Below are 26,964 nucleotides of genomic sequence, written 5' to 3'. Positions count from 1 at the left end.
GCCGCGCATCGCATCCGGCACGCGCGACGCTTTCGTTCAAGCGGCGCGAACGGGCTCGTCGATCCGCAGCAGCCGGCCGGCGTTGGCGATCACGATGAACGTGCCGACGTTGTGCAGGATCGCGGCCCACACCGCGCCGAGCACGCCGGTCGCGGCCAGCGCGATCACCGCGAGCGTCCACGCGAGTCCGATCGCCGCGTTGGTCGTCGCCGTGCGCCGGCACTGACGGCCGAGGCGGATGCAGGTCGGAATCCGCCGCAGGTCGTCGCCCAGCAGCACGACGTCGGCCGACGCGACCGCGATGTCCACACCATGCTCGCCCATCGCGATGCTGGTCGAACCGGCCTTGATCGCCAGCACGTCGTTCAGCCCGTCGCCGACGACGAGCGGATGCCGGCCGGCGCCGATCTCGCGCATCACGTAGTCGAGCTTGTCGTGCGGCAACGCCTGCGCGACCACCGTCTCGATGCCGGTTTCGGCCGCGACCTTGCGTGCGACCGGCTCGAGATCGCCCGTCAGCAGCGTCTGCCGCGCGAGGCCCAGCGCACGCAGTTCGGCGAGCGCGTCATGCGCGTCGGGCCGCAGCGTGTCGGCGAAGCCGAACCATGCGAGCAGCCGCCCGTCGAGCGCGACGCCGACGAGCGGCCCGTCGAACCCGTCGGGAGGCGGCGGCATCGCGCCGACATGATCGGCGAGCAGCGCGGGCCGGCCCAGCACCGCGGTACCGTCCGGCGTGTCGGCGACCACACCGAGCCCGCGCAATTCCCGGGTCCGTTCGAACGGCGCGACGGCGGCGCCCGCGAGGCCCGACGCGGCCGCGTGGCGGACGAGCGCACGGCTCGCCGGATGCGCGCTGCTTTCGCCGAGCCGCGCGGCCAGCGCGCGCGCCCGGGCGCCGTCGATGCCGGGCTGCAGCCACACCTGCCGCACCTGCAGTTCCCCGCGAGTGAGCGTGCCCGTCTTGTCGATCACGAGCGCGTCGACCTCGGCGATCTTGTCGAGGAACGCGGCATTGCGAAACAGAATGCCGTGCCGTGCGCCGACCGCGATTCCCGCGATGGCCGTGGACGGCGCGGCGAGCACCAGCGCGCACGGGCACGCGGCCACGATGACCGCGAGCATCGCCGGCGCGTTCGCGGACGTGAACCAGACGATCGCCGCGATCAGCAGGACCAGCGCGAGATAAGCGCCCATATGCCGCTCGAGCACCTGCGTGACGGGCGGTTTCGCCTGCTCCGCGTGCTGCATCAGCGCGATGATCTTGCCGAGCGTCGAATCCTTGCCGGTGTGCGTGACCTCGATGCGCAGCACGCCGTCGAGATTCAGCGCGCCGCCATAAACGGCGCTGCCTTCGTCGACGTCGAGCGGCACGGATTCGCCCGTGATCGGCCCGTTGTCGACACTCGACATGCCCGCATACACGACACCATCGACCGGAATGCGCGCGCCGGCCACCACTTCGATGCGATCGCCCGCGCGGAGCGCGTCATAAGCGACTTCGTCGACGCTGCCGTCCGGGCCGATGCGGCGCACCCGGCCGGCCGTCAGCCGGCCCAGCGCACGGATCGCTTCCTGCGAGCCCAGCACGCTGCGCTCTTCGAGCGCATGCCCGAACGTCATCACGATCGGCAGCAACGCGGCCGTCGTCATGTCGCCGATCGCCCACGCGGCCAGCATCGCGAGCGCGATCAGGCGATCGGTCACGCCGTGCAGGCTCGGCGCGCGCAGGCTGTGCCATGCGCTCGCAAACACGGGCCCCGCGACGATCAGCGACGCGAGCGCGGCAAGCACTTGCGCGAGCGTGTCGCCGCCGGCCGCCAACGCACGCCACGCGAACGACAGCGCGAGCAAGCCGCCCGCGAGCAGCGCGAGTGCGATCTGCCGCGTGATCGTGCGACGTTCGTCGGTGGACAGCGCGTACACCGTCGCGGCGGGTGCGGGTTCCGGCTGCACGGCCGGTTCGGCGATCGAATTCATCGGGCATTTCCGGGCAGGATCAGGTTCGAGGTGTCGCGCGGATCGATCGTCGTCACGCGCCCTGCTTTCGACAGCACGCGCTGCACGCGATCGCGATAAAGCCGCGCCAGCAGCCCCGGATCGCCGTTCTCGCGCAGCGTCGCATCGAGCTGCCGGATTTCCAGCGTATCGGTCTGCGCCGTCGCGACGCGTTCGGCCGCGCGGGCCTGCGCGTCCTGGACGATCCGGTCGGCGTCCTGCTGCGCGTCCTGCCGCCGCTGTTCGGCGGCGGTGCGGGCTTCGGCGATGGTCCGCTCGGCGAGCTGCAGCGACGTCAGCACCGAGTTGAACGCATCGGCCGCCGCGCCGGGAAACGCGGGCTGCACATCGACGCGCGCGACTTCGACGCCGAGCCCCGCGTGCGCCGCGTCGAGCGCGCGCAGGTGCCGCGCAATCGCGTCGGCGAGATCGCCGCGCAACCGTTCGCGGCGTGCGGCCATCTGCCGGTCGGCGGCCAGCTGTTCGGGCCGCGCGACCAGGATCGCGTCGAGATCGCGGGTGGCCGCGACCTCGACGGCCGACGCGGACACGATCCGCTCGAGCGCCGCGTCGAGACGGCCGCGTTGCAGCACATACGCGTACGGATCGCTGACCCGGTAATACAGGACCGCGCTCAGCGCGACGGCACCGCCGTCGCCCGTCAGCACGTAGCCGGAGCCGGCGAGCGCGTCGGACAGCCGCGCGATGCCCGCTGCGGACGGCGCGAGTGCGCGCGGATCGCGGTCGAGCGAGCGGATCTTCTGCTCGAGCACGCGCGCGGTGCCCGGCACGAGCAGGACCGACTCGAACGGCTGCGGCCATGCGATCACGAGCCCGGCGTCCTGGGTGCGCACGAGCGCGCCGAAGCGCATCACCACGGCGCGGCTGTCCGCCGGGATCCGACGAATGTTCGAGCCGGCCCACGCGCACGCGGCGAGCACCGCGAGCGCGGCGACGAACCAGAACGACAGGCGCACGGCCTGGGCGCCGGGCCCGAGCGGCGGCGCGGACGAGACGCTCATCGTGCGGCCTTGTGCGCCTTCGGCGCCGGTGCGGCCTGCCCCGACGCGTCGGCCGGGCCCTGCACGAGCACGCGGAACGGCGCCGCATCGGTGCGCAGGATCAGGTTCGTATTGGTGCCGACCACCGCGTTCAGCGTATCGAGCGAACGCAGCATCGTGTACAGATGCGGGTTGCCCGCATAACTCTTGCCGTAGATGTCGGCGGCGTCCTTGCGCGATTGCGCTTCGAGGTCGGCCGCTTTCACGTTCGCATCGGCGAGCGCGATGCGGGCGTCGCGCTCGGCGTCCGAGCGGATCTGCGCAGCCTCGCGATTGCCGTCCGCGGTGCGCTGCGCCGCGACGGTCTCGCGTTCCGCGCTCATCCGGTCGACCGTCGCGGCGAGCGTGACCGCCGGCAGCGTGAGCCGCTCGAGCCCGACCTGGGCGACGCGCACGCCGTAGGCCGCATAAAGCTGTGCGTCGATCTGGCGGCGCAGCGCGTCCTCGAATTCGCCGATCTTCACTTGCGCCGGGTCGGTATTCACGAGCGACGCGAGGTCGTAGCCGGCGGACGTCGTCTGCAGCGCGGAACCGACGAGCGAGCGGATCTGCCGCGCCGCTTCGTCCGGCTCGTTGCCGACCGCGCGCATGAAACGCCCGATGTCGCGCGCATCGGCCGGCACGCGCCACGCGACGTAGGCCTCGACGATGATGCGCAGTCCGTCGCGGGTGCCGACGTCCTGCAGCCCGCTCGACGTCGTGTGCAGCCGCAGGTCGACCGGCGTCACCGCATCGATCGGCGCAGGCAGGCGCCATGCCAGTCCGGGTTCGAGCAGCACGCGCACGGGCCGCCCGAAGCGGGTGATCACGGATGCCTCGCCGGCACGCACCTGCACGAAGCTCGCGACCGCGAGCGTGACGAGCACGCACAGCAGCGCGATGGCGACACGCAGGCGGAACGCGCCGGGCGGCTGCGGCGCGCCATGATGCGCGTGGTGGTCGTGGCCGTGGCCGTGATGCGCATGATCATGCGCGTGCGAATGAAACAGACTCACGATGTCACCCCGGGTGCGGCGTCACGCGCCGCCCGCGCGAAAATCGCCGCGACATGTCAATGAATGCCGGCCAGATCGCCGGCAGGAGTATTGCGAAGATCGACGGTCGCGCGCGTGCCGTCGGCAAGCCGGTCGTCGATGATCGTCATGCGCGCGTTGCGCAGCCCGCGTTGCAGCCGGTCGAGGTAATACTCGAACGGAAACGCGGGACCGCCGAGCCGGTACGCGACCACATCGGCGTCGAAATCGATCCGCTGCACGCGCGCCGACGCCAGCGTGTCGCCCGCTTGCGCTTCGGCCCGCGCGACCCGGACGAGCGCCTGCTGCTGTGCGTCGCCGAGCAGGCCGGCCGCGAATCCGCGCGCCTGCGCGACGCTGCCCAGCGCGCGGATCTGTGCGGCCTGTACGTCGTGGAAAGCAGCCGCCGCGCCGGTCGGCGGATGCACGCTCTCGATCACGACGGCGATCACGTCGACACCGCTCTGCAGTTGGTCGAGCTGCTGCTGGATCGCGCGCTTCAGATGGTCGGCCATCGCGGCCTGATTCGTTTCGAGCAGCGATTCGAGCGTATGCGACGCGAGGTAATGAACCAGTTCGCGATTCGCGCTCACGCGCACCGTGCTTTCCGGATCGATCGTGCGATAGAGCGCGGCACGGGCATCGGCATCGGTCGGCCCGAGACGGTAATCGACCCGCACATCGGCGTTGACGATCTGGAAGTTCTGGCGGTCGCCGTTCGCGCCGGCGATCACTTGCGTGGTGTCCCACGGATGCGGCACATCCCACAGGCGATCGAGGCGCTCGGGCGTCGGGCCGTCGGCGAGCACGGCACGCGCGTCGGCACCGCCGTCGTTCGCGCTGCCCGCGATCGCGACCTGGTGCACGGCGCCGTTGTCGACGATGCGCGCGCGGCCGAACGGCCAGGGCAGGCCAATATGCAGGCCCGGCTGCCAGACCGCGACCGGCGCGCCGAAACGTTCATAGACCGCGCGCTGCTCCGGGTTCAGCACGACCACGGCAGTGAGCAGCCACGCGCACGCTGCGGTCGCGCCGAGCGCGCCGGGCAGCAGCCGCACGAAGCTGCGCCAGCCCCAGCTTTGCCGCAGATCGATGCCGTAACGATGACGCAGTTCGGCGCCGAGCGACGCAAACGGCGCCGGGCGCCGGCTCAGCAAGCCGGCGATCGCGCTGGTCGGCACGACGGCGCCGCGCGGCACCGCGAACCACGACAGCACGCCGCGGATCGCCAGTTCGGCGGCGACGGCTGCGTTGAGCAATGCAACGGCATGCACGAGCCCGTCTGCCGCGCGGTGCTGGAAGGCGAACCATGCGGCGGCCACGGCACCCGCGAGCGCGGTGACGAGCGCGACGCGCAGCACGCGCGTGAGCGACGCCGCCACCGCCGAGCCGCTTGCGGCCGCCGCGTGATGGCGTTCGCTGACGAGCGTAAGAAAGGCAAGGACGATACACGCGGCGCCGGCCGCGAGCGTGGGTTCGGGCGCAGCCATCGCGCGAATCAGCATGACGGGCGACGGCGGCTGCCACGCGAGCATGGCCAGCGCGACGGAAAGCGCGGCGCCTGCCGTGACGGCCCACGGCCGCCAGTCGATCGCGGCGGCGATTGCCGGCCACGGGTTGTCGTGATGTTCCGGCTCCTGCTTGCGGCGGAACGCACTGCCGAGCCAGTCGGCGAGCAGACTCGCTGCCGACTCTTCCGGCGGGTGGCGGCGCGCACGGCCAGCGAACAGCACGCCGATCGCGACGACGAACACGTTGCACCATGCACTCGCGAGCGGCGCGCACCAGCGCAGGTCGGCCGGCAGGACATCGACGGCGCTCAGCGTGCCGAGCGCGGCGACCAGCAACGCGGCGGCCCCTGCAACCGCGACGAGTGCGTCGCGGCCGGCCGGGCTGCCGGGAATGTCGTCGTTGCCTTCCGCCTGTTGCCCCATCGGGGATCCTTACGTACGCGTTACAGGGTGCGCAGGTGTCCGCGCGGAATTCTGCGAGCGGCAATGTAGCGCGGCGAATGATGAAACTCAAGGTATCGATGCGATTGACGCGATGGACGAAACAGTCGCGGGGATCGAACCTTTCCGCCACCTTGCGAGCAACGCGACCGTCGGTGGTCTCGCGCGTCGAATCATCCCGGATTCAGATTCGGCACCGGTACGAATCCGATTCGATCTCCAGCACGCGGCCCGAAACCGGTACGAAGCTTATGCGGATGCGTTCGCCTTTGCGCAGTTGGTCATGGACGGCCTTGTCGATCTGGAACCGTCGACGCGGCACATCGGGACCGTCGTCGGCGACGTTCAGATAGAAGCTCGAAATACCGCGAAAATACCGCTCGTCGAGCCGGGCGATCGTGGTGTCGAGCACGAACTTGCGGTTGGCTTTCAGGTCGAGCGATACCTTGTGTTCGCTCCACCGGTAGATCACGAACACGGTCAGGCACGCTGCCGCGATCACCAGTACGATCCCTGCCAGTGTCATGAGCGGATACTGGAACGAATGCGTGAGGAACGCACAGCCGACCGGGATGGCGGGATACGCAATGAACAGTGCCACGAGCCACAGGCCGCCGCCTTTAGTGCCGCGCAGCCGCACCCGCTCGTCGGGCTCCAGCGGTTCGATCGTCAACGTCGGCATGGTTTTCCTGTCGTCTCCCGACCGGGAACGGCGCGCGCCGCGCCGTGATTGCCGACCATGCTATAGCGCGGCGCCGATCCTGTCATCGCCGCGATCGCGTCCGTGACACCGCGCAAACACCGGTCGCGATCCGCGACCTCCGCGTCATCGCCCAAAACGCGATGCCGGCAAACTTCGCCGGCATTCAGGTTAGCAGTAGGGGGCAGCCGAAAAGGCGGTGGACTACGGCTTGTTCCATGGCCGACCATGGGTCCAGGATGCATTGACGCCGCTATGGTCAACCTGTCTCGCGGTGCCGCCTGGGGAGGAAGCCTCCATGAAGCCTGTTGCCGTGCCGGCCGGCGGGTGCTTCAGGGCCGGCATGCAAATTTCTTATCGACACCCCCTCCGCTCACTGCGTGACGCCAACGAACGTCGGCAGCAGCACGCGATACACGTGAATCATCGCCGGCCCGAGCAGCACGAGCATCAGCGCGGGAAAGATGCAGAAGATCAGCGGGAACAACAGCTTCAGCGCGATCTTCGCCGCGCGCTCTTCCGCGCGCATCCGCCGCCGCGTGCGCAGCATGTCCGACAGCACGCGCAGCGATTCGCTGATGCTCGTGCCGAAACGGTCTGCCTGGATCAGCATCGCGCAGAACGATTCGATGTCCTCGACACCGGTCCGCAGCGCAAGATTGCGCAGCGCCGTTTCCTTCGTGAAGCCGGAGCGCATCTCGAGCAGCAGCAGGTCGAGTTCGCTCGCGACCACCTCGCTGCGAAACCGCAATTCCTCGCTCACCTTCATCAGCGCCGCATCGAGCCCCAGCCCCGCCTCGACGCACACCGTCAGCAAATCGAGCGCGTCCGGAAAATCCTCGAAGATCTTCTGCTGGCGCACCTTGACCCGCTGCGACAGCACGACGTTCGGGATGTAGTAGCCGATCCCGGCCAGTGCCACGAGGATGACCGACAGCAGCTCGCGCTCGTTGCCGATTTCCGTCGTGATCAGCGCCAGCAGCGCCGTGCACGGCAACGCGAGCGCGAGCAGCGTCTTCGCGGTGAAATACAGCGCGGCCGCACTCTGGTCGCGCCAGCCGGCATTCATGAGCCGGATGCGCAGCGGCGAATTCTCCCAGCCGTCCTTCGGCACCGACAGCTTCGAGATCGGGGTGGACAGATCGACCAGCTTCGCGACCCAGCGCGACGCCAGGTCGTCGCCGCCGCCCGGGCCCGCGACGGCCCCCGCCCCGGCCCCGCCGGCCTGCTGGATCCGGCGCTGGATATTACGCGGCGCGAACAGCAGCATCGCCACCAGCGCGCCGCCGGCCACGAAGATGAACAAGCCGCCCAGCATCACGGCCTGGACTACGCTCAGGTTTTGCATGACAGCCTCGCAACGGTTCGTTAATCGATTGGTGCGTCAGACGCGAATCCGGACGATGCGGCGGATCCAGAACAGACCGAACAGCATCGACACCAGCATCCCGCCGACCATCCTGATCCCGGCAGGATCCTCCCAGAGCACCGACAAAAACTCGCGGTTCAGCAGTGCCATCACCGCCGCGGTGCCGAACGGCAGCAGCCCGAGAATCCACGCCGACAGCCGCCCTTCCGCGGACAGCACGCGCACCTTGTCGAACAGCTTGAAGCGCTCGCGGATCAGCGCGGCGATGCTGTCGAGCAGCTCGGCCAGGTTGCCGCCCGTCTCGCGCTGGATCAGCACCGCGATCACGAAATAGCGGAGATCCTGCACCGGCACGCGCGTCGCGAGGTTCATCAGCGCGTCGTGCAGCGACACGCCGTAGTTGACCTCGTCGAACGTGATCCGGAATTCGCCGCCCATCGGATCGGGAAACTCGTCGCCGACCATCCCGAGCGTGCCCGTGAACGAATGCCCGGAACGCAGCGCGCGCGCGATCATGTCGCAGATGTCCGGCAACTGCCGTTCGAGCTTGAGCATGCGGCGTGCGCGGCGGCGCATCACGTACATCATCGGCATGCACGCGACGAGCAGCGCGACCGGCAGCACGGCGATCTGCGGCAGCGTGGCGAAGCTCAGCGCGAGCCACGTGCATGCCGGCAACGCCGTGCTGAGCACGATCAACTTCGGCAGCGTCCAGTCGAGGCCGGATTGCTGGATCACCAGATCGAGCCGATGCACGCGCGGCATACGCAGCAGCATGCGATCGAACGGCTTCGAGTCGTCGAGCATCCGCTTCTTGAGGATCGACAGCCGCTCCTGCTGCACGTTGCCGCCGGCCGACATCGCGCGAATGCGCGATTCGATCCGGCGCGCGGCGCTGCCGTGCCGCGCGTTCCACCATTGATAGACGCCTTCGATCGTGAGCACGACCGCGACGAAGGTGAGAATCACAAAGGCATAAAAGATCGTGTTCATGAAGCCTCCCCGGGAGCAAGCGGCGACCGGCCGTCAGTTCGTCTCGTAACGCTGGGACGGGTCGTAGAGCGAATCCGGCAGGTTGATGCCGAACGCCTGCAGCCGCTCGACGAACTTCGGCCGCACACCGGTCGCGCAGAAGTGGCCGCGTACCGAGCCGTCGCGGTCCACGCCCGTGCGCTTGAACGTGAAGATCTCCTGCATGTTGATGATGTCGCCTTCCATCCCGGTCAACTCCTGGATGCTGACGATCTTGCGCTTGCCGTCGGTGAGCCGCGCCGCCTGCACGACCACCGAGATCGCCGACGCGATCTGCTGGCGCATCGTCTTCGGCGGCAGCGTCAGGCCGGCGACGCTGATCATGTTCTCGAGCCGCGTCAGCGCGTCGCGCGGCGTGTTCGCATGGATCGTCGCGAGCGAGCCTTCGTGGCCGGTGTTCATCGCGTTGAGCATGTCGAGCGCTTCGGCGCCGCGTACTTCGCCGAGGATGATCCGGTCCGGCCGCATCCGCAGCGCGTTGCGCACCAGCGTGCGCTGCGTGATCTCGCCCTTGCCTTCGATGTTGGGCGGGCGCGTCTCGAGCCGCAGCACGTGCGGCTGCTGCAGCTGCAGTTCGGCCGCGTCCTCGATCGTCACGATCCGCTCGTTGCGCGGAATGAAGCCGGACAGGATGTTGAGCAGCGTCGTCTTGCCGCTGCCGGTGCCGCCCGACACCAGCACGTTCACCTTCGCGCGCGACAGCGCGTCGAGCAGCTCCGCCATCGGCGGCGTCAGGCTGTGGAAGCGGACCAGGTCGTCCATCTTCAGCGGGTTGACCGCGAAGCGCCGAATCGACATCAGCGGCCCGTCGATCGCCGACGGCGGGATGATCGCGTTCACGCGCGAGCCGTCCGGCAGCCGCGCGTCGACCATCGGGCTCGATTCGTCGATGCGGCGCCCGACGCGCGACACGATCTTCTCGATCACCTTCATCAGGTGCGCGTCGTCGTAGAACGTCACGTCGGTCAGTTCCAGCTGGCCGCAGCGCTCGACGTACACCTGCCGGTACGTGTTCACGAGAATGTCGGAGATGCCGGGGTCGCGCAGCAACGCTTCGAGCGGCCCGAAACCGAACATCTCGTCGTACACGTCGATCGCGAGCTGGCGCCGCTCGATGTCGTTCGCGGGCATCCGCTCGTCGTCGAGGATCCGCGAGATCAGCGCGGAAATTTCCTGGCGGACCTGCTCCGGCGGCATCCGCGACAGGCGCTCCAGCTCGACGCGTTCGAGCACGGCCAGGTGAATTTCGCGGCGCAGCTTCTGGTACGCGTCGCGTACCGACGAATGGGCCGGGCCCGCCGGTTCGCTGCCCGTCGCCAGCGGGGCCGTCCGGTGCAACGACATCTGTTCGCGCAATGACATGATGGTTTCCCCGAAAGAGTTACATGGACTTGAGTTTCGGCGTGGCCTTGCGGCCGAACAGCCGGGACATCAGCGGTTCGCTGCGCGCCGCGCTGTGCCCGGCGCGCACTCCCCCGTCGACGAGTTGTTTCGCGCAGGCCTGCAGCGCGCGTGCGACCGCCGTGCTGCGTGCGAGCCGCGACACCGGATGCCCCTGGTTGATCGCTTCGAGCACGGTCTCGGCGTCGTCGGGAATCGTGCAGGCGGCCTGCAGGCCGAGCACTTCCTCGAGCGCGGTCCGGGTCCGGTCGCTCGCGCGCGTCGCGCGGTTCACGATGAGCCGCATCTGGTCGGTCGAGTAGCCGAGCGACACGAGGATCTCCAGCAGCCGGCGGCCGGCGCGCACGTGCGGCATCGCGGGCTGCAGCACGATCTGGATCTGGTCGCTGCGATCCAGCGCGACCATCGACAGCGGATTGATGCCGACGCCGACGTCGAAGATCACGAAGTCATAGCGCGGCGCGGCGACGCCGAGGATCCATTCGAGCGCGTCCTCGCGCATCTCGGCGGCCCTGACCGGGTCGCCGGCGCCCGCGAGCACATGGAAGTTCTCCGTCACGTGCGCGACGCTCGCGTCGAGAAACGCGCTGTCGAGCCGCTCGATCTGCGCGCAAAGCTGCGGCAGCGTCGACGGCGGGGTTTCGTCGCTGACCAGGAACGCCGCGTCGGCGAACTGCTGGTTCAGGTCGATCAACAGCACGCGGCGCTTGAAGCCTTCCGCGATCTCGAACGCGACGTTGCTGGCCGCGAAGCTCGTGCCGGCCCCGCCCTTGCACGACATGAACGACACGATCCGCGTATCGTCGGTGTCGCACCGCGTGCTTTGCGCGGCGGCACGCTCGAGCGCGCGGCCGAGCGCCTGCGGATCGAGCGGCCACTGCAGCACGTCGCGCGCGCCGGCGCGCATCGCGTCGAGCAGCACGTGCGGCGACGCATCCGCCGTCACCAGGATGCAGGTCAGGCCCGCATGCGCGCGGCAGATCCGCTCGATCGCCGCCAGCTCGGACGGGTCGGACGGGTCGAGCGACGTGCCGTCGACCAGCAGGATGTCGAACGCGTCGAGCCCGTCGGTGCGATGCTCGATCTGCGACGGGCGGCCGGTCGCGCGCGTCGCGCGATAACGTCCGCTGTCGGCCACGAGGCGCGCGATCTGCGTGAGTCGCGCGGTATCGTCGGAAGCTACGAGGATATTGATCATGTCGTGTGCCTCGTCTGTTCGATCAGTTGCAAGCGTTGCCGCCGGTCGCGGAAGTCAGGCTTTCGCGCGGCAGCGTGGTCGTGAACGGCGGCATCGTCACCGTGACGTTCACGAACGGGATCATCGTTTTCACCGTGACGTTCGTGACGCTGACGGTCACGAACGCGCAGGTGCTCACGGTGCAGTTCGCCGGCGTGTAGTTCACCGACACGTTCGCGCTCGACAGCAGCGGCAACAGCGCGGTCACGCGCTTCGCGACGCCGGCGGCATTCACGTCGCAGACCACCGCCGTGCGCGCGCCGAGGCGCACGGCCTCGCTCGCGGTATTCCAGTAGAACAGCACGCGGCCGAATTCGAAGATGCCGATCAGCAGCATGATCAGCACCGACGCGATCAGCCCGAACTCGACGATCGTCGAGCCGCGTTGGCCGCGCCGGCGCGACAGGGGGAAGGGGCGCGCGTTCATGACACTTGCCTCATCACGGTGATGATGTTGCCGAAAGTGATCGTCGACAGCCCCGGGTACGCGGGAATCGGCTGGTACTTGTAGCCCTTGACCTTCACTTCGACGACGTTGATGGCACCCGTCGCCGTGCCGCTCGCCGCGTTGTTGCTCGCGTCGTAGGTCGGCAGGTTCGAGAACTGCGACGGGTCGGACGCGTCGCTGCAGCCGGTCGTATGCGCCGCGTCGCAGATGGTCACCATCGACGTCGTGAGCCCCGGCACCAGCTCGGTGCCGGACGCGCCGCAGGTCGTGCTGCCGTACACGACGAGGCACTGCGCCGCCGACACCGGATACGCGCTGTCGGTCGGCAGCCAGATCGACAGGTAGCGCGCCGCGTCGCGCGTCGCCTTGGTCAGCGTCTCGTACTGGTAGATCGCGCGGCCGAACTCGGCCACGCCGGTCGCGAGCGTGACCATCGGGATCAGCACGAGCGCGAACTCGACGGCGGCAACGCCACGGGTGCGCGAACGACGAAACGGGGGCTTTTTCATGATCGCCTCTCCCTATTGAACGAGCATCGGCACCTGGACCCCGGACGCGCTGCCGTCGCCGGGCAACCCGTGCGTCGCGCACGGATTGTTGCCGGATACCGACGAGCCGAGGTACTCGAGGTGGGCGATGACCCCGCCGCTGCCGGGGCTGAACGGCAACGGATCGAGCATCAGCACGCAATCCCATTGCGTGACGTGCACCTTGCCGCTGCTGCCCTTCAGCGACGAGCAGTCGCCTTCCGGCGCGAGCGCGACACGACGGTCGCCGCCATAGGTCTGGTAGTTGCTCGCGGTCACGGTGCCGTTGGTGGCGATCCCGCTGCCCGCCGGCGGCGCGCCGTCGCCCTGGTAGGACTTGAAGGCCGTGCGGTCGGTCACGAACTGCGTGTACGCGTCGCCCTTGATACCCGCCGTTCCCGGCGGCCCGTAGTTCGGGCCGACATACGCGTAGCCGGTGAAGTCGGGCTGGCCGCTCGAGCCGTTCGCGCCGTTCGTATAGATGCCGAAGCGCGTATTCCAGGCGCGCAGCGACGCCGACTTCAGGCCCGTGCTGCCGAGATCGGGTGGGCTCGTGATATTGCAGGTGTTGCCCGACAGCTCGCCCGCGATGGTCGGTTCGTTCGTCGAGCCGTCGAGCGCCGCCCAGCCGAAGTTGCCGGGCCCGTAGGACGAACCGGACGGCGACGTGATCCAGTCGCCGACGTTGTAGGACGGCGCGCCCGTCGCGCGGCATACGAACACCGGAATCGCGCAGGCGGTCTGGCCGCCGCCGACGGTTGCGATCGCGCTCGCCGACACTTCCGCCGCGTTCGCGAGCTTGGTGCCCGGCAGCACGTTCAGCACCTCGATGAACCAGTGCGCGATGTTGCTCAACGTCGCGGTGCATTGCACGTACTTCATGTTCGCCGGCGTCGTGACGGAATTCTTCGGCAGGAACGGATCGGTCAGCGAATCGCTGAACGTGACGTTCGCATTCGTCAGCATCTGCACCGACTTGTTCTGGAAGAACACGAAGTTGAGATGGCCGGCGGCGATGCCGTCCGCTTCGGCAACCGACAGGCTGATCGCCGAAGTCAGGTCACGCGCAGCCGACAGCGCGCACGCATCGGCGCTGTTCTGCAGTTCGCTGCGCGTGACGTACAGCTTGCCGAGGTCCAGCGCGAGACCGACGAACCCGATCATCACCGCCAGCGCGAGACCGACGATGATCGCGACGGCGCCGCGCTGGCGATGCAGCCCGCGACGGGTGACTTTCGGATAGCGAGTTGCGCTGGACATGGCGTTCTCCCTGAGCGTGCCGTCGTTACTGGCTGGCCTTGCCGATGCCGATCACGAAGGCATTGGCGGGCGGATCGACCTGCTTGAACGACTTGTCGTAGTTGTCGAGCGCGGCCGTGGCGGCGCCGCCGTTGACCACCGCCGGCGCTGTCGCGTGTTCGGCGGCATGCGGATCGATGATCTGGGCCTGCATCACCGCGCGGACCGATTCGCCGAAGCGGGTGTCCCACACCGGCGTCGACGACATGCAGCCGGCAAGCGCGAAGGCGAGCGGTACGGCGAGCGCCGCGCGGCGCACGAATACGAGGTAGGCGGATTTCATGAGCGTCCCCTTGGATGGGTTCAACGATCGGTGGATTCGGGTTCCGCGTTCGCACGTGCAACTTGTGCGCGTGGAGCCGCCGGTATCCGGTGCGTGGATCGCGCCGCCGGCTGGGCCGGCGTGTCGGGGCCAGCCGCCGCAAGGCGCGCGGCGGCGGCTTCGATGTGCGCGATACGGGCCGCGTTGGCCGTGTCGGGCTGCGGTGCGGTGGCCGCCACCGGCGCGGGCGTCTTGTGCGGCTCGGCCGGCACCGGCGGCTGCGCATCCGTGCCTTGCGGCGCGCGCGGCGCGGGCAGCGCGGCGGCCGCGCCGGCGGGCGCTTCCGATTGCGGTGCCGGTGCCGGTGCCTGGGCCGGTGCCTGCGGGGCTGCTGCTGCGCCGTTCGCGGGTTGCGTGCCCGGCCGGCGGACCCCGCCGCGACCTTCCATGTTGCCCGTCGCATACACGTCGACTTCATTCGGCTTCGAGAAGCTGTCGGTCGGCAGCGGCACGTCCGCGGTCTGCAGCGGCTTCACCAGGTGCGGCGTGATCAGGAAGATCAGCTCGGTGCGGTCCTGCTGGAACGACGTGCTGCGGAACAGCGCGCCGAGCACGGGCACCTCGCCGACACCCGGGATCGCCTTCAGCGAGCCGGTCCCGTTGTCCTTGATCAGCCCGCCGATCGCGAACGATTCGCCGTCGCTCATCTGGACCGTCGTCGACGCACGCCGCGTCGTGATCAGCGGCAGGATCGACGTGCCGCCGATGTTGGTCGCGCTCAGCGTGACGCCCGTCTGCGACAGCTCCGATACTTCCGGCGCGACCTTCAGGCTGATCCGGCCGTTCGCGAGCACGGTCGGCGTGAACTTCAGCGCGACGCCGAACTCCTCTTCCTGCAGCGTGATCGACGACGTGCCGTTGCCGCTGCTTTGCGGGATCGGGATGAAGATCTTGCCGCCGGCGAGGAACGTGGCTTCCTGGCCGCTGATCGTCACGAGATTCGGCTCCGCGAGGATCTTGACGAGGTTGTCGGTGTTCTGCGCATCGGCCGCGATGTTGAACGGCTTGTTGTTCGCCTTGCTGAAGGCGACCGCGCTCGACACGCCCGCGAGCAGGTTGCTGACCAGCGCGCCGCTCCACGAACCGAACCCGCCCTGGATGTTGAGCGCGCTGCCCATCTGGTTGATCAGCGTCTTCGACACCTCGGCCACCTTCACCTCGAGCATCACCTGCTGCGGCGACGTGACGGCCAGCATGTTCAGCACGCCGCTGCCCGCCTTGCCGCCCGCTGCGGGGTCGCCGGCGCTGTCGCCGTAGGCATGTGCGATCTGCACGGCCTGCTGCGCGGCCTGCGAGCTCGACACGGTGCCCGACAGCACGATCGTGCCGGCCGCGGTCGTCACGCGGATGTCGCGTTCACTCGGCATCAGCTGCTGCAGCGATGCCTGCAGCCCGCCGGCATCCGCGCCGACCGCCACGTCGATCACGCGGCATGCGCCGCTCCTGCCCTGCACGATCATGTTGGTCGTGCCGACCGACAGCCCGAGGATGTACAGCGTCTGCGGCGACACCATCGTTGCCTGCGCGACGGCCGGGTTGCCGATCGTCCGATTGCGGACCGGCTCCGGCATCGGCACCAGCAGCGACTTGCCGAGCGGCACGCTGACGCTGGTCGATTCGCGCACCGCGCCGACGCAGTTCGGCCCGTGCAGCGGCCCGGACGCAGCGGCGGGTGCGGCGGCCGCTGCCGGCGCCATGCTGATCGTCATCTGCACGGGACCCTTGCCGATCGCGGCCGGCGCGCTGGCGCCACCCTTCGTCAGCACGCCCGTTTCGATGCCTTCCTGGGCCAGTGCGCCATATACGGTCAGCCATCCTGAACAGAGGATCGCGGCCATCATCGTGCCCCGTGCGACGCGCGTCCGCAGTGGGCCGGTACCTGTGCATTGCGGTTTGATCTTCATTTCGTCTGATCCCCCGAGAGACCGGCGCCGTGCCGGTTGTCGACTTCCCAGGCCGCCGCGCTTCACGGACGGCCAATCTGTTTATCTGGCTGTGTTGATTCGCTTCAGAAACATTCGACGCTGCCCTTCACGCCCGTCAGCACGCCGACGCAGTCGCGCCGCGCTTCCGGCGCCGCGTGCGACGCGACGTGCACGCGCACCGTGCGCACGTGTACTTGAGCCGGCGGCGCTTCGGGCACGGGTTCCTTGCCGAGCAGCGTTATCTTGGTCGCGCCGCCGGTGTTCAGCGTCTTCTGGTCGACCTGGTTGCGCAGCACGAGCGACAGCGTGCCGACGCTGCGTGCGAGGTCGAGCCGTTCAGCCTGGTCGGGCGTGACTTCCAGCGTCACCGCGTTGACGACCTTCGGCGCGGTGTCGTCGCGGCTGACCTGCTGCGCGACGGCGAGCACGAGGATGTGTTCGAGCACGATCTTCGAGATGCTCTGCCCGTCGGTCTTGCCCTGCTGTTCCTGCGTGTTGACGATCACGTCGACGTAGTTGCCCGGCAGCGCGAAACCCGCGACGCCGACCACGTCGTTGACGCGCACCGTGATCGCGCGGCTGCCGTCGGCGATCACCGCGGACAGCCCGCCCTTCGTGCCGACCGGTGCGAGCTTCGCCTCGATCACCGGCTCGCCGCGCGACAGGCTGGTGCGCACGACCCGCCCTTCGAGCCCTTTCGTATCGGTGAACGCGCCGGTCGGCACGCTGCCCGACGGCCAGCTGACCATGTGGATCTGGTTCGGCCCGAGCGGTTCGCCCAGGTTCAGGTCGGTGGTGGCCACCGCGACCGGCGTGACCGAACTCGTGGATGTCTGTACCAGCCAGTGAGACGCGAACACGACCGCGGCAAGACCCGCGACCATCGCGACGACCAGCATCATGAGCGCTCGACTGTTTTTCATGGCAATGCTCCTCGACGAATCGTGAAAGAAACGGCTCAACCGGTGATGAACGTACGTCCACCGCGCTCAACGGGCGGCGGATGGCTGCCGTCCCGTTCGGGCGCCGCGCCGAAATAGCTGGCCCACGCGTCGTACAACGCGTCGTGCGTCACCTCGAGCGGATCGCCGCGGTAACGCGCGCCGGCGGCCACGAGGCGCAGCAGGTCCGCCGGAAAGCACGCGAGAAATGCCTTGCCGGTCGGCAGGTGCAGCCGGTGCAGCAGGTAGTCGAAGGCATCGCTCGCCGAGACGAGACCGAGCGATGCGCAGGCCGCGTCGTACACGGCGCGGTAGGCGTCGATCGACATCGCCCCGACGTGCAGCTTCGAGCCGAGGCGGCGCAGGAATGCGTCGTCGCAGAACTGGTCCGGCGCGAGGTTGCTCGAGAACACCGGCCACACGTCGAACGGCAGCACGAAGCGGTTGCCGGATTCGAGCGTCAGGAAATCGACGCCGCGATCGAGCGGGCGCAGCCAGCGATTGAGCAGGTCGCGCGGCTCGACGCGCTGGCGGCCGAGATCGTCGACGATGTACATGCCCATGTTCGCCTTCATGTGCGGCGGCGCCTGGTAGAAACCGGCGGCCTCGTCGCGACGCAGGTCGAGCTCGTCGAGCGTCAGTTCGCCGCCGGACATCACGACCGGCCGCTTGCACAGGCGCCAGCGGCGATCGACCGACTGGCTGCCCGGTTGCGACGCCACGTCGACGTGCACGAGCGGGTCGTAGATCTGGATCACTTCGCCGGCCGCGCAGATCGCATGCGGCACCGGCACGCGGCCGTGCATCAGCGAACCGAGCCGCTCGGCGAGAAAGGTCTTGCCGCTGCCGGCCGGGCCGTAGATCAGCAGCGGACGGCCCGCGTTCAGCGCCGCGGCCGCCGCATCGAGTACCGACGTGTCGATCACGATGCCTTCGAACGCGCTCCACACGTCTTCCTGCGCGATGTGCAGCTTGTGCACCGAATGGGCGCTCACGCTGGCGAGATACGCATCGAGCGTCACCGGCGCCGGCCCGCTGTAGCCGCTGCGCGCGCGTTCCTCGAGCGCGAGCACGCGGCCCGCGTCGGTCAGGCGGAACGTCACGTCGAGATCGGTCGCGCCGCGATGGGTGAGTTCGACGAGATGCTCGCGCACCAGGAAAGCGAAGATGTCGTCGAGCACCGCGAGCGGCAGGCAGTGCCGCTCGACCAGGTCGCCGTACGACGGGCGGCCGAGCATCAGCGTCGACTTCAGCACGAGGCCGGCGACGAAGGTCGTGCTCAGCCCGGTTTCCGCGAGCGTGCGCGGCGCCGCCGGCAGCTGCGTGGCCAGCTTCGTATGCGCCTCCCGCGACGGCAGCGGATCGGGCAGGTGGGCCACCTGCGCGTCGCGTCTCGGTTCGGTGTGGTTCGTGTTCATGGTCGTTCCGTCCTCTATGCGGGTTCGTCGCGCTATGCGCACGACGCGAACAGCATGCCCAGCGTGCCGGCCGCGATCGCCACGCCATACGGCAGCGTGCCGACCGAGGCGATTTCCACGGGGCCGTCGGCGGCATCCGTGCGCGCCCCCTGCGAGCGCCGCGCGATCAGCGCGCGGACGTTCGCCCACATCTGGCGCATCCGGCCGCGCAACAGCGCGTACGCGATGCCGCCGATCCCGCCGGCGATGAAGGTCGCCAGCACGATGTAAAACGTCATTTCCGCGCCGACCCACGCACCGATCGCGAGCATCAGCTTCACGTCGCCGGCCGCCATGCCGCGCAACAGGTAGAACGGCAGCAGCAGGCCGAAGCCGGTCGCGGCGCCAGCGAGCCAGCCGAGTGCGCCGGCCAGGACGCCGTGCAACATGCACTGGGCGATCAGCGCGCCGCCGAGTCCGAGCGCGACGAGGCGATTCGGGATGCGTCGGGTCGCGATGTCCGTGCTGGCCGCGGCGACCGCGAGCAGCGTCACGCACAACGGAACCGGGTAAGGCGGCGCAACAGGTAACATGGCGAACCTCGCGGATCGAATTCGGTGAATCAGGAAACCAGCGCCATCGCGGTGGTCACGGCAAGCGTCACGGCCGTCGCGACCGCCTCGTACGCATCGCCGAGCGAGCCTTTCAGCGTGACGACACTGCCCAGCACGGCGACGGAGAACATCGCCGCGAGCAACGCATACTCGATCGACGTCACGCCTTGCTCGTCGCCGATCCAGCGGCTGACGACACGCACTTGGGTCCGCATGATGATCTCCGGTTCCGGTTGATCGGAAGACCGGGACGGCTCGAGCACTGCACCAGCCGAGCCGTCCGCGGCACGGTCCATCAGATGCCTGCCACCGCCGAATCCAGGTCGGCCGCGATCGTGCTGAACACGGTCTTGAGGTCCTTCCCGATGGTCGACAGCGCGAGGATGATGCCGACTGCGATCAGTGCGGCGATCAGGCCGTATTCGATGGCGGTCACGCCGTCTTCATCGCGAACGAAACGGCTGGCTTGTTGAATGAACTTGGACATGATGATCTCCTTGTGTGGTGATGCTCAAAGCGCTCGCGTGCCGGCTGGTCGGTTGACCGTGCATCGATACGTCGAGACAGGTTGTTGATGCCGTATGGTGGCGACGAACGATTCGGATGAGTCGCTCGTCGTGCCGCCCATCAGATGCCTGCTACTACAGAGTCCAGATCAGCCGCAACCGTGCTGAACACGGTCTTGAGATCCGTACCGATCGTCGTCAACGCGACGACGATTCCGATCGCGATCAGCGCGGCGATCAGGCCGTATTCGATGGCCGTCACACCTTCCTGATCCTGGATGAACCATGCGATCTTTTCGATGACTCTTGACATGAGTAATCTCCTTTCGGACTGCTATTAAATTCCCTTCGTCGGACACGACGTCGGGGACGGGGGCACCACCGGCACTACAAGAAAATCGGAACGCGACGCTCAGCTGCGAAGACAGGGATGCACACACCTGTCCGTGCGAACGGATTTGAGCGAGAGGAAACGCAGGAGATGCGCAACCGGTTCGATCAGCCGGATGAAGCCGGCGAGCCGATCGGCCGGAACGGCGTCATTGCCGTTCGATGCGCGGAATTCAATTGAACGGGAGACACACTCCCGGCGATGCTGCAGATCGATTTTGTCGCGGTCTGCGAGCCGCGATGTGCTGTGGTCTTTCATTTTTATACCCCGTGTGCTGCCATGCCGATTTTTATTGCCCTGACGATACCGGGTCTCATTGGCCGGCCGACGATGGTTCTCGCGGTTCTTCGACCTGGAGCTGCGTGTTTCCCCGATGCGCTCCGGCCTTTCTTTCCGCGGGTGATTGTCGAGTCGGTTCCGTCTGTCTTTTTTCAGAACCGCCCGGTCATCACGTCGTCGACTGCCGTGCCAACGCTTACGCAAAGAGCGGACCACCTCGAGCGGAATCGAGGCCCATCAAGGGTTGCGGCGCCCCCCATGCTCCCCGGGCGGTGACGCGATACGCAAAATGTTTCAGATTTGATATACGCGTTCCGGCGAACGCGGCACGCCGGGATACGCGTCGCCGCGCTGCGCAAAGGGTCCAAATTTTTTCTCGGGACTTTCCCGAACGCAGGAAGCCGGTCCTGTTTCGCGGGATCGGCGGCGTGCCACACCGACGAAAATCGCCAAATGTTTCAAGCCGGATACATAAATTCCGGCCGTGTCGATTTCTCATACCTGAAAACGCCGTTTTCACGCGTATCACGGGCCAATCGACATTCCGGGTTTCCGTGCGTGGTTTGCGTCGTGCGATTTTTTCTCCAACAATGCATTCACCGGACAACGCCATTCAGAGCGATTCGATCCGGCGGCACGACAACATGAAACAGCCGCGACAGACCAAGCGGCTACAACCACATACGGGGCATCATGCACACAGCCAATCGTGGGACGCGCGATCGCGCCATACACCGGGCTCAATGGCTGACAGCAGACCGGATCATTCCGTACAGCTGCATCATGCTGATGCTCTTCGCGTCGTTGCTGATCGTCTGGGGCATCGTGACCGACGGCTTCACCTCGAACGCCACCGCTCGCCCCGGCATCGACTTCTCGGTCTTCTGGACCGCATCGCATCTCGTGTTGCAAGGCCACGCGGCATCGGCCTACGACCCTTCGTCATTCTTGCAGGCCGAGTTCGCGCACTTCGGTGCGTATCTGCAGCACCGGCCGCTTCCCTGGCTCTATCCGCCGACGATGTTGCTGTTCATCGCGCCGGTTGCCCTCGTGCCTTTCCTGCCCGCATATTTCCTCTTTTTCGCGGGCAGTCTTTTATGCTACGCGTTCGCCGTCTCGCGGTTGTCGGGATTGCGCGCGCATCTTCCCGTGCCGCGCGCGGCGGCGCTCGTCGTGCTCGGGTATTCGGCGGTGTGCATGTCCGCGCTGTTCGGCCAGAACAGCATCCTGACCGCCGGCCTCGCCGCACTCGCGCTGCATCTGCTCGGCAAGCGGCCGATCCTGGCCGGTGTATTGATCGGGCTGCTCGCGATCAAGCCGCAGCTGGCCGTGGTGTTCCCGTTCGTGCTGATCGCGGCGCGTGCGTGGCGCACCTTCGCGGCTGCGGCGATCAGCGCGACGCTGTTCGCCGCGGCCGGCGTCGCGCTGGCCGGCCCCGCCGCGCTGCACGGGTTGAGCCACGCGATGTCGACGGTACGCGAACAGCATTTCATGCTCGCGTCGTACTGGCTCGCATCGCCGACACCGTTCGCCGCGTTGCGGCTCGCGGGCGCGCCGGTCGCGGTCGCGCTGGCCGCGCAAGCGGCGATCGCCGTGCTCGCACTGACGGCCGCCGTCGACGTGTGGCGCCGCACGCGCGACATGCGCCTGCGCGGCGCGGTGCTGGCGGTCGCCACGCTGCTGACGACGCCGTATCTGTGGAACTACGAACTGACGTGGCTCGGCATCGCGATCTTCTGCCTGCTCGCCTACGGTCTCGACGAAGGCTGGCTGCCCGGCGACCAGGGCATTCTCCTGCTCGCATGGCTGCTGCCGATCTTCGAAATGCTGAACCGGCTGATGAAGCTGCCGCAGATCGGGCCGCTCGTGCTGCTCGCAGTGCTGTTCGTCGTCGTGCGCCGCACGGCGCTCGCGTCGCGGAGCGCATGATGAAGGCGCCCTCGTTTGCCCGCCACGCGCATCCGGCCGTCGACGTGCATCCGGAACTCCCGATCGCGGGCCCGCGCCGCTACCCGCACTGGCTAAATCGCGATCGCGTGCGCCTCTATGCGGCCGGCGTGCTGCTGGCCGAGCTGCTGTTCATCGGCATCTACGTGATCCGCGTGGCCCTGTCGCGCCACGGCGCACTCGAGCCGCTGTCGCAGGATTTCTCGCCGATCTGGAGCGCCGCGTGGCTCGCCGCGCACGGGCACGGCGCCGACGCATGGCACTTCCCCGCGCTGTTCGCCGTCCAGAAGCTCGCGGTCCCGACCATGACGCTCGCGGACGGCACGCTGCCGTGGCTCTATCCGCCGACGATGCTGCTGCTCGTGCTGCCGCTCGGCTGGTTGCCGTACACGCTGGCGCTCGTCCTGTGGCTCGGTATCACGTATGCGCTGTTCGCCGCGACGATCCGCGCGACCGTGCAGCGCGATGCCGCGTGGTTGTGCGCGCTCGCCTTCCCCGGCGCGTTCCTCACCGTGATCGTCGGGCAGACCAGCCTCTTCACCGCGCTGCTCGCGGGCATCGGCCTGCTCGTACTGAACCGCCGCCCCGTCTGCGCCGGGATCTGCTTCGGCCTGCTGACGATGAAGCCGCAGCTCGCGGTGCTGTTCCCGCTCGCGCTGCTGTGCGCGGGCCAATGGCGCGCGCTCGCCGCGTGGGCCGCGACGATCGCCGGCAGCGCCGCGCTCGCGACGCTCGCGTTCGGGGTCGGCCCGTGGGTCTCGTTCGCGCATGTGATCGGCAACGTGTATGCGATCGTCGGCACCGGTCACGCGAAGCTCGCGCGCATGCCGACCGTGTTCGCGCTCGCGACGATGGCCGGCTGGCCCGCGCTCGTCGCCCGCAGCCTGCAGCTGCTGTCGGCCGCGGCCGCCGTCTTCGCCGTGGTCTACGCGTGGCGCGGCGCGTGTTCCTATGCGTTGCGCGCCGCGACCCTCGTGTGCGCATGCCTGCTCGTCAGCCCGTACCTGTACGACTACGACCTGACGTGGTACGGCATCGTGATCGCGTGGTACGCGCGTTATGCGTGGACCCACGGCTGGCGGCGCTTCGATCGCGAATGGCTGATGCTGATGTGGCCGATGCCGCTCGCGGGCCTGGCGGTCGTGCCGCATCTGTCGTTCCAGTTCATGCCGCTCGTCACGCTGGCGTCGCTCGCGCTGCTCGTCAGCCGGATCGCCCAGGAACGACACGACGTGCCGTCGATACCGGACGCACGCGACTACTCGACCGAGACCGGGTTCGCGCATCCGGTCCGACCGCACCACCGCCCGGCGTACGGAATGCGCCGCGCCGGCCGCCCGACTTTCGGCGCGGACCGGTGAAGCGACATCACAAAGGGGAATCATCATGCGGGAACCACACTACACACCGCTCATTTCGCTGGTCGTGCCGTTCTATAACGAAGGCGAGGCCGTCGAGCACTTCTTCGGCGTCGTTATTCCGTTGCTGACGGCCATCGAGTCGATACGCTTCGAGATCGTCTGCGTGAACGACGGCAGCCGCGACGACACGCTCGAACGCCTGATCCGGATCAGCACCGCCGAACGGCGCGTGCGCGTCATCGATCTCACCCGCAACTTCGGCAAGGAAGCGGCGTTGACGGCCGGGCTCGACGAAGCCGCCGGCGACGCGGTGATCCCGCTCGACGCCGACCTGCAGGACCCGCCGAGCCTGATTCCGGTGATGATCGAACACTGGCGCGACGGCGCGGAGGTCGTCGCGGCGAAGCGCAGCAACCGCGCCTGCGATTCGTTCGCGAAGCGCACCGCTGCCGCGATCTACTACCGCGTGCACAACCTGCTGTCGGACGTGAAGCTGCCGGAGAACGTCGGCGACTTCCGGCTGATGGACCGCAAGGTCGTAAACGCCTTGCGCAGCCTGCCCGAGCGGCACCGTTTCATGAAGGGGCTGTTCGCGTGGGTCGGCTACCGCACCGTGATCGTCGAATACCAGCGCGATCCGCGCAGCGCCGGACACTCGAAGTTCTCCGGCTGGAAGCTGTGGAATTTCGCGCTGGAAGGGATCACCAGCTTCAGCACCGTGCCGCTGCGCAGCTGGACCTACATCGGCGTCGGCATCGCCGCGCTCGCGTTCCTGTACGGCGCGTTCATCGTCTTGCGCACGCTGCTGTTCGGCAATCCGGTGCTCGGTTACGCGTCGCTGATCTCGATCACGCTGTTCATCGGCGGCATCGAGCTGATCGGCATCGGCGTGGTCGGCGAATACATCGGGCGGATCTACGACGAGTCGAAGCAACGGCCCGTGTACCTGATCCGCCGCCGCTACCAGGCGCATGCCAAGGTGATCGAGCTCCCGGTCGCGCGCGACGCGCGCCGCCAGATCGCACGCCGGCGCGTGCAGCCGATCCGTGCGCGGATCGACGGACGCTGAACGCGTGCAGACGGCCATGATCGACCTGCTCTATGCCGAACGCACGAGGCTCGTGCGCTTCGGTTTGTCGGGGCTGTTCTCGACCGCGATCCACACGCTGGTCGCATCGGCGATGTTCGAGATGTGCGATGCGACGCTGGTGACCGCGAATGCGGTCGCGTTCCTGTGCGCCACGGCGTTCTCGTATCTCGCGAATACGCTGTGGAGCTTCTCGTCGACGGTGCGCACGCGCAACGCGCTGCGCTTTCTCGCGGTCACGCTGGCCGGCTTCCTCGAAACGCTGCTGCTCGCGCGGGCCGCAGAAGCGTTCGACGTGTCGCGCGGGATGAGCATCGTCGTGATCGCGCTGCTCATCCCGCCGACGACGTTCGTGCTGCATCGGCTCTGGACCTACCGTTAAGCGGCCTGTCGCCGGCCGTCCCGCCTCTTTTCTCATTTCAGAAAAATAATCGCCCAATCAATTAACAGATTCAATGTAGCGATATTTATGTCGCCCATCGATTCGATTGATTCCGATATTAAAATTACCGTCTGAAATTATTTTAACGACCCTGTTTACTTTCACAGCTTCCAGAATGAATCGAACGGGATAACCTGCATTCGCCATCGCATCCGTACGTGCCCCAATCAGCGTGGAGCTTTGCAGGACAAGGCGATGGCCGCTGCACGAAGAAATTCGCGCAACAATTAGTCCCATTCATTCAAACGGGAGCTTCTATGTCACGCGTCACTGATGTGCTCGTTTCTTTCGATACCGAAACCATTCTCAAGAAATATCCGAATCCCAGCAAGAATCCGGCCGCGCCGACGCTGATCGACTGGCGTTATGTCTATATGGTGACCAACCAGGACAACGTCATCTCCGGGCAGGCGGGCGGCGAACTCGACCTGAAGGCGCAGGTCGGCGACCTGATCCGCTGGCGTGAAACGAGCCTGTCGCTGGGCTTCGAGAACCAGGTGGTGTTCTACAAGTTCATCGGCAACGTCGGCAACGAACTGATCTCGACGCCGACGCCGCGGGTCGCGGAAGCGTCGATTCCGGTGCCGAACACCAGCAAGCCGGAAGTGCCGACGTGCCAGAAGGTCGCGAACTACTACTGGTCGTCGGAATGCCTGAAGGTCGGCCGCGTGACCTACCACTTCCAGTTCCAGATCATCGATCGCAACTGCCAGAGCCAGGGCTGCTTCTCGTGGGATCCGTTCATCTCGATCCATAACTGATCGCGGCAGGCGGGCGGCCGCGCGGCGGTCGCCCGTGTCGTTCCCTTGTTGCGGAGGAAGTGTTCATGTCTGGTCTTCGTTGCGATGTGCTCGCGATCGTCGATGCCGTCACGCTGCTGTCGACCTACCCCGATGCGAGCCGGGATGCCGCTGCACCGACCGTGATCGACGGCCGGCACATCTACGTGTTGAGCCCAGGAGACGCCGGGCAGCTCGGCCACAACGACAACCGGCTCTTTGCCGGCCTCGCGCCAGGTGACGCGCTGCACCTGCGCGAAACCGCGCTGGCGCTGCGTGCCGAGTTGAGCGTGCTGTTCGTCCGGTTCGCGTTGAAGGATGCGGGCATCGTCGCGCCGATCGAAGCGGAAGTGCGCGACGCCACCGCGCCGGTACCGGATGGCGACGACCTGCTTAATCCATCGTGCCGGCCGATGAAAGACCATTTCTGGCGCAGCGAGGTGCTGGCCGCCGGCACCACCACGTGTACGGCCGATTTCGCCGTGCTCGATCGCGACGGCGCCGTGTCGGGTTATTTCCGCTGGGAAACGTCGATCGAGATCGCCGGCAGCCAGCCGGACACGAAGCAACCGGATTTCAAGCCGTCGTCGGACCGGAACGGCAACTTCAACCTGCCGCCGAATACCGCGTTCAAGGCGCTCTTCTACGCGAATGCCGCCGACCGGCAGGACCTGAAACTGTTCATCGACGATGCGCCGGAACCGGCCGCGTCGTTCGTCGGCAACAGCGACGACGGCGTCAGGCTGTTCACGCTGAATTCGCAGGGCGGCAAGATCCGGATCGATGCATCGGCCAACGGCAGGAAGTCCGCGACCGATGCGCGCCTGGCGCCGCTGTCCGCAGGCGACACGGTGTGGCTCGGCTGGCTCGGGTCCGAGGACGGCGCCGACAGCGACTTCAACGACGGGATCGTCATCCTGCAGTGGCCGATCACCTGAT

Annotated in this window: 27 protein-coding genes; 6 read left to right on the top strand and 21 right to left on the bottom strand. The window is 67.6% G+C overall.

What is annotated here, in order from left to right; genetic code table 11:
* Positions 1-36: 36 nt before the first annotated feature.
* The 21 genes from H3H55_RS34365 to H3H55_RS34265 all read right to left on the bottom strand — a co-directional run bounded on the left by H3H55_RS34365 (position 37) and on the right by H3H55_RS34265 (position 20,388).
* Positions 37-1,977: a heavy metal translocating P-type ATPase gene (locus H3H55_RS34365; protein ID WP_193102645.1), complete on the bottom strand. Its 1,941-nt coding sequence runs from the start codon at positions 1,975-1,977 to the stop codon at positions 37-39.
* A complete protein-coding gene (hflK, locus tag H3H55_RS34360) occupies positions 1,974-3,017 on the bottom strand; it encodes a protease modulator HflK (RefSeq protein WP_193102644.1) in 1,044 nt (347 codons plus the stop codon). The genes H3H55_RS34365 and hflK (H3H55_RS34360) overlap by 4 nt, the downstream gene beginning before the upstream one ends.
* Positions 3,014-4,051: a protease modulator HflC gene (hflC, locus tag H3H55_RS34355; protein WP_193102643.1), complete on the bottom strand. Its 1,038-nt coding sequence runs from the start codon at positions 4,049-4,051 to the stop codon at positions 3,014-3,016. The genes hflK (H3H55_RS34360) and hflC overlap by 4 nt, the downstream gene beginning before the upstream one ends.
* Positions 4,052-4,107: 56 nt before the next feature.
* Entirely contained in the window at positions 4,108-6,003 is a 1,896-nt protein-coding gene (gene hflK / locus H3H55_RS34350; protein ID WP_193102642.1) for a protease modulator HflK, read from the bottom strand.
* 202 nt (positions 6,004-6,205) lie between these two features.
* Entirely contained in the window at positions 6,206-6,694 is a 489-nt protein-coding gene (locus H3H55_RS34345) for a hypothetical protein (protein WP_193102641.1), read from the bottom strand.
* 400 nt (positions 6,695-7,094) lie between these two features.
* Positions 7,095-8,069: a type II secretion system F family protein gene (locus H3H55_RS34340; protein WP_193102640.1), complete on the bottom strand. Its 975-nt coding sequence runs from the start codon at positions 8,067-8,069 to the stop codon at positions 7,095-7,097.
* Positions 8,070-8,105: 36 nt separating this feature from the next.
* A complete protein-coding gene (locus H3H55_RS34335) occupies positions 8,106-9,083 on the bottom strand; it encodes a type II secretion system F family protein (protein ID WP_193102639.1) in 978 nt (325 codons plus the stop codon).
* A gap of 33 nt (positions 9,084-9,116) precedes the next feature.
* Positions 9,117-10,484, bottom strand: a complete 1,368-nt coding sequence (locus tag H3H55_RS34330; RefSeq protein ID WP_129518225.1) for a CpaF family protein — start codon at positions 10,482-10,484, stop codon at positions 9,117-9,119.
* A 19-nt stretch (positions 10,485-10,503) separates the two neighbouring features.
* Positions 10,504-11,721 carry an AAA family ATPase gene (locus H3H55_RS34325; protein ID WP_193102638.1) on the bottom strand — a complete coding sequence of 406 codons (1,218 nt, stop codon included), beginning with the start codon at positions 11,719-11,721 and terminating at the stop codon, positions 10,504-10,506.
* Between the two features lie 22 nt (positions 11,722-11,743).
* Complete coding sequence (locus tag H3H55_RS34320; protein WP_193102637.1) at positions 11,744-12,187, bottom strand: TadE/TadG family type IV pilus assembly protein; 444 nt, start codon at positions 12,185-12,187, stop codon at positions 11,744-11,746.
* Positions 12,184-12,717 carry a TadE/TadG family type IV pilus assembly protein gene (locus H3H55_RS34315; RefSeq protein WP_129518228.1) on the bottom strand — a complete coding sequence of 178 codons (534 nt, stop codon included), beginning with the start codon at positions 12,715-12,717 and terminating at the stop codon, positions 12,184-12,186. Before H3H55_RS34315 ends, H3H55_RS34320 begins: the two co-directional genes overlap by 4 nt.
* A 12-nt stretch (positions 12,718-12,729) precedes the next feature.
* Positions 12,730-13,995 (bottom strand): pilus assembly protein TadG-related protein, encoded by a 1,266-nt coding sequence (locus H3H55_RS34310; RefSeq protein ID WP_129518229.1) that lies wholly within the window; start codon positions 13,993-13,995, stop codon positions 12,730-12,732.
* A gap of 25 nt (positions 13,996-14,020) precedes the next feature.
* Positions 14,021-14,317, bottom strand: coding sequence for a hypothetical protein (locus H3H55_RS34305; RefSeq protein WP_129518230.1), 297 nt, complete (start codon positions 14,315-14,317; stop codon positions 14,021-14,023).
* 20 nt (positions 14,318-14,337) lie between these two features.
* Positions 14,338-16,260, bottom strand: coding sequence for a type II and III secretion system protein family protein (locus H3H55_RS34300; RefSeq protein ID WP_193102636.1), 1,923 nt, complete (start codon positions 16,258-16,260; stop codon positions 14,338-14,340).
* Positions 16,261-16,364: 104 nt separating this feature from the next.
* The gene (gene cpaB / locus H3H55_RS34295) at positions 16,365-17,204 is read right to left on the bottom strand and encodes a Flp pilus assembly protein CpaB (RefSeq protein WP_129518232.1); all 840 of its coding nucleotides are present in this window, start codon (positions 17,202-17,204) and stop codon (positions 16,365-16,367) included.
* Positions 17,205-17,239: 35 nt separating this feature from the next.
* A complete protein-coding gene (locus H3H55_RS34290) occupies positions 17,240-18,640 on the bottom strand; it encodes an ATP-binding protein (protein WP_129518233.1) in 1,401 nt (466 codons plus the stop codon).
* A 32-nt stretch (positions 18,641-18,672) separates the two neighbouring features.
* The gene (locus H3H55_RS34285; protein WP_193102635.1) at positions 18,673-19,212 is read right to left on the bottom strand and encodes a prepilin peptidase; all 540 of its coding nucleotides are present in this window, start codon (positions 19,210-19,212) and stop codon (positions 18,673-18,675) included.
* Between the two features lie 29 nt (positions 19,213-19,241).
* Entirely contained in the window at positions 19,242-19,448 is a 207-nt protein-coding gene (locus tag H3H55_RS34280; RefSeq protein ID WP_129518235.1) for a Flp family type IVb pilin, read from the bottom strand.
* Between the two features lie 80 nt (positions 19,449-19,528).
* The gene (locus tag H3H55_RS34275) at positions 19,529-19,720 is read right to left on the bottom strand and encodes a Flp family type IVb pilin (protein WP_011349893.1); all 192 of its coding nucleotides are present in this window, start codon (positions 19,718-19,720) and stop codon (positions 19,529-19,531) included.
* Positions 19,721-19,860: 140 nt separating this feature from the next.
* A complete protein-coding gene (locus H3H55_RS34270) occupies positions 19,861-20,052 on the bottom strand; it encodes a Flp family type IVb pilin (RefSeq protein ID WP_048251875.1) in 192 nt (63 codons plus the stop codon).
* A 99-nt stretch (positions 20,053-20,151) separates the two neighbouring features.
* A complete protein-coding gene (locus H3H55_RS34265; RefSeq protein ID WP_193102634.1) occupies positions 20,152-20,388 on the bottom strand; it encodes a hypothetical protein in 237 nt (78 codons plus the stop codon).
* Positions 20,389-21,102: 714 nt separating this feature from the next.
* Here H3H55_RS34265 and H3H55_RS34260 point away from each other — a divergent pair.
* The 6 genes from H3H55_RS34260 to H3H55_RS37495 all read left to right on the top strand — a co-directional run bounded on the left by H3H55_RS34260 (position 21,103) and on the right by H3H55_RS37495 (position 26,963).
* The gene (locus H3H55_RS34260) at positions 21,103-22,338 is read left to right on the top strand and encodes a glycosyltransferase family 87 protein (RefSeq protein WP_193102633.1); all 1,236 of its coding nucleotides are present in this window, start codon (positions 21,103-21,105) and stop codon (positions 22,336-22,338) included.
* On the top strand, positions 22,338-23,717 hold the full coding sequence (locus H3H55_RS34255; protein ID WP_193102632.1) for a glycosyltransferase family 87 protein: 1,380 nt from the start codon (positions 22,338-22,340) through the stop codon (positions 23,715-23,717). Before H3H55_RS34260 ends, H3H55_RS34255 begins: the two co-directional genes overlap by 1 nt.
* Positions 23,718-23,742: 25 nt before the next feature.
* Positions 23,743-24,786: a glycosyltransferase family 2 protein gene (locus tag H3H55_RS34250; RefSeq protein WP_129518239.1), complete on the top strand. Its 1,044-nt coding sequence runs from the start codon at positions 23,743-23,745 to the stop codon at positions 24,784-24,786.
* A 16-nt stretch (positions 24,787-24,802) separates the two neighbouring features.
* Positions 24,803-25,186: a GtrA family protein gene (locus H3H55_RS34245; protein ID WP_193102631.1), complete on the top strand. Its 384-nt coding sequence runs from the start codon at positions 24,803-24,805 to the stop codon at positions 25,184-25,186.
* A gap of 317 nt (positions 25,187-25,503) precedes the next feature.
* Complete coding sequence (locus H3H55_RS34240) at positions 25,504-26,007, top strand: inclusion body family protein (protein ID WP_048251869.1); 504 nt, start codon at positions 25,504-25,506, stop codon at positions 26,005-26,007.
* Between the two features lie 65 nt (positions 26,008-26,072).
* The gene (locus tag H3H55_RS37495; RefSeq protein WP_226800684.1) at positions 26,073-26,963 is read left to right on the top strand and encodes an AidA/PixA family protein; all 891 of its coding nucleotides are present in this window, start codon (positions 26,073-26,075) and stop codon (positions 26,961-26,963) included.
* Position 26,964 lies beyond the last annotated feature (1 nt).

This window comes from Burkholderia sp. Z1 (genome assembly GCF_014893795.1).
In the GTDB taxonomy this organism is placed as follows: Bacteria; Pseudomonadota; Gammaproteobacteria; order Burkholderiales; family Burkholderiaceae; genus Burkholderia; species Burkholderia theae.
This window is presented reverse-complemented; position numbering and strand designations above follow the sequence as displayed.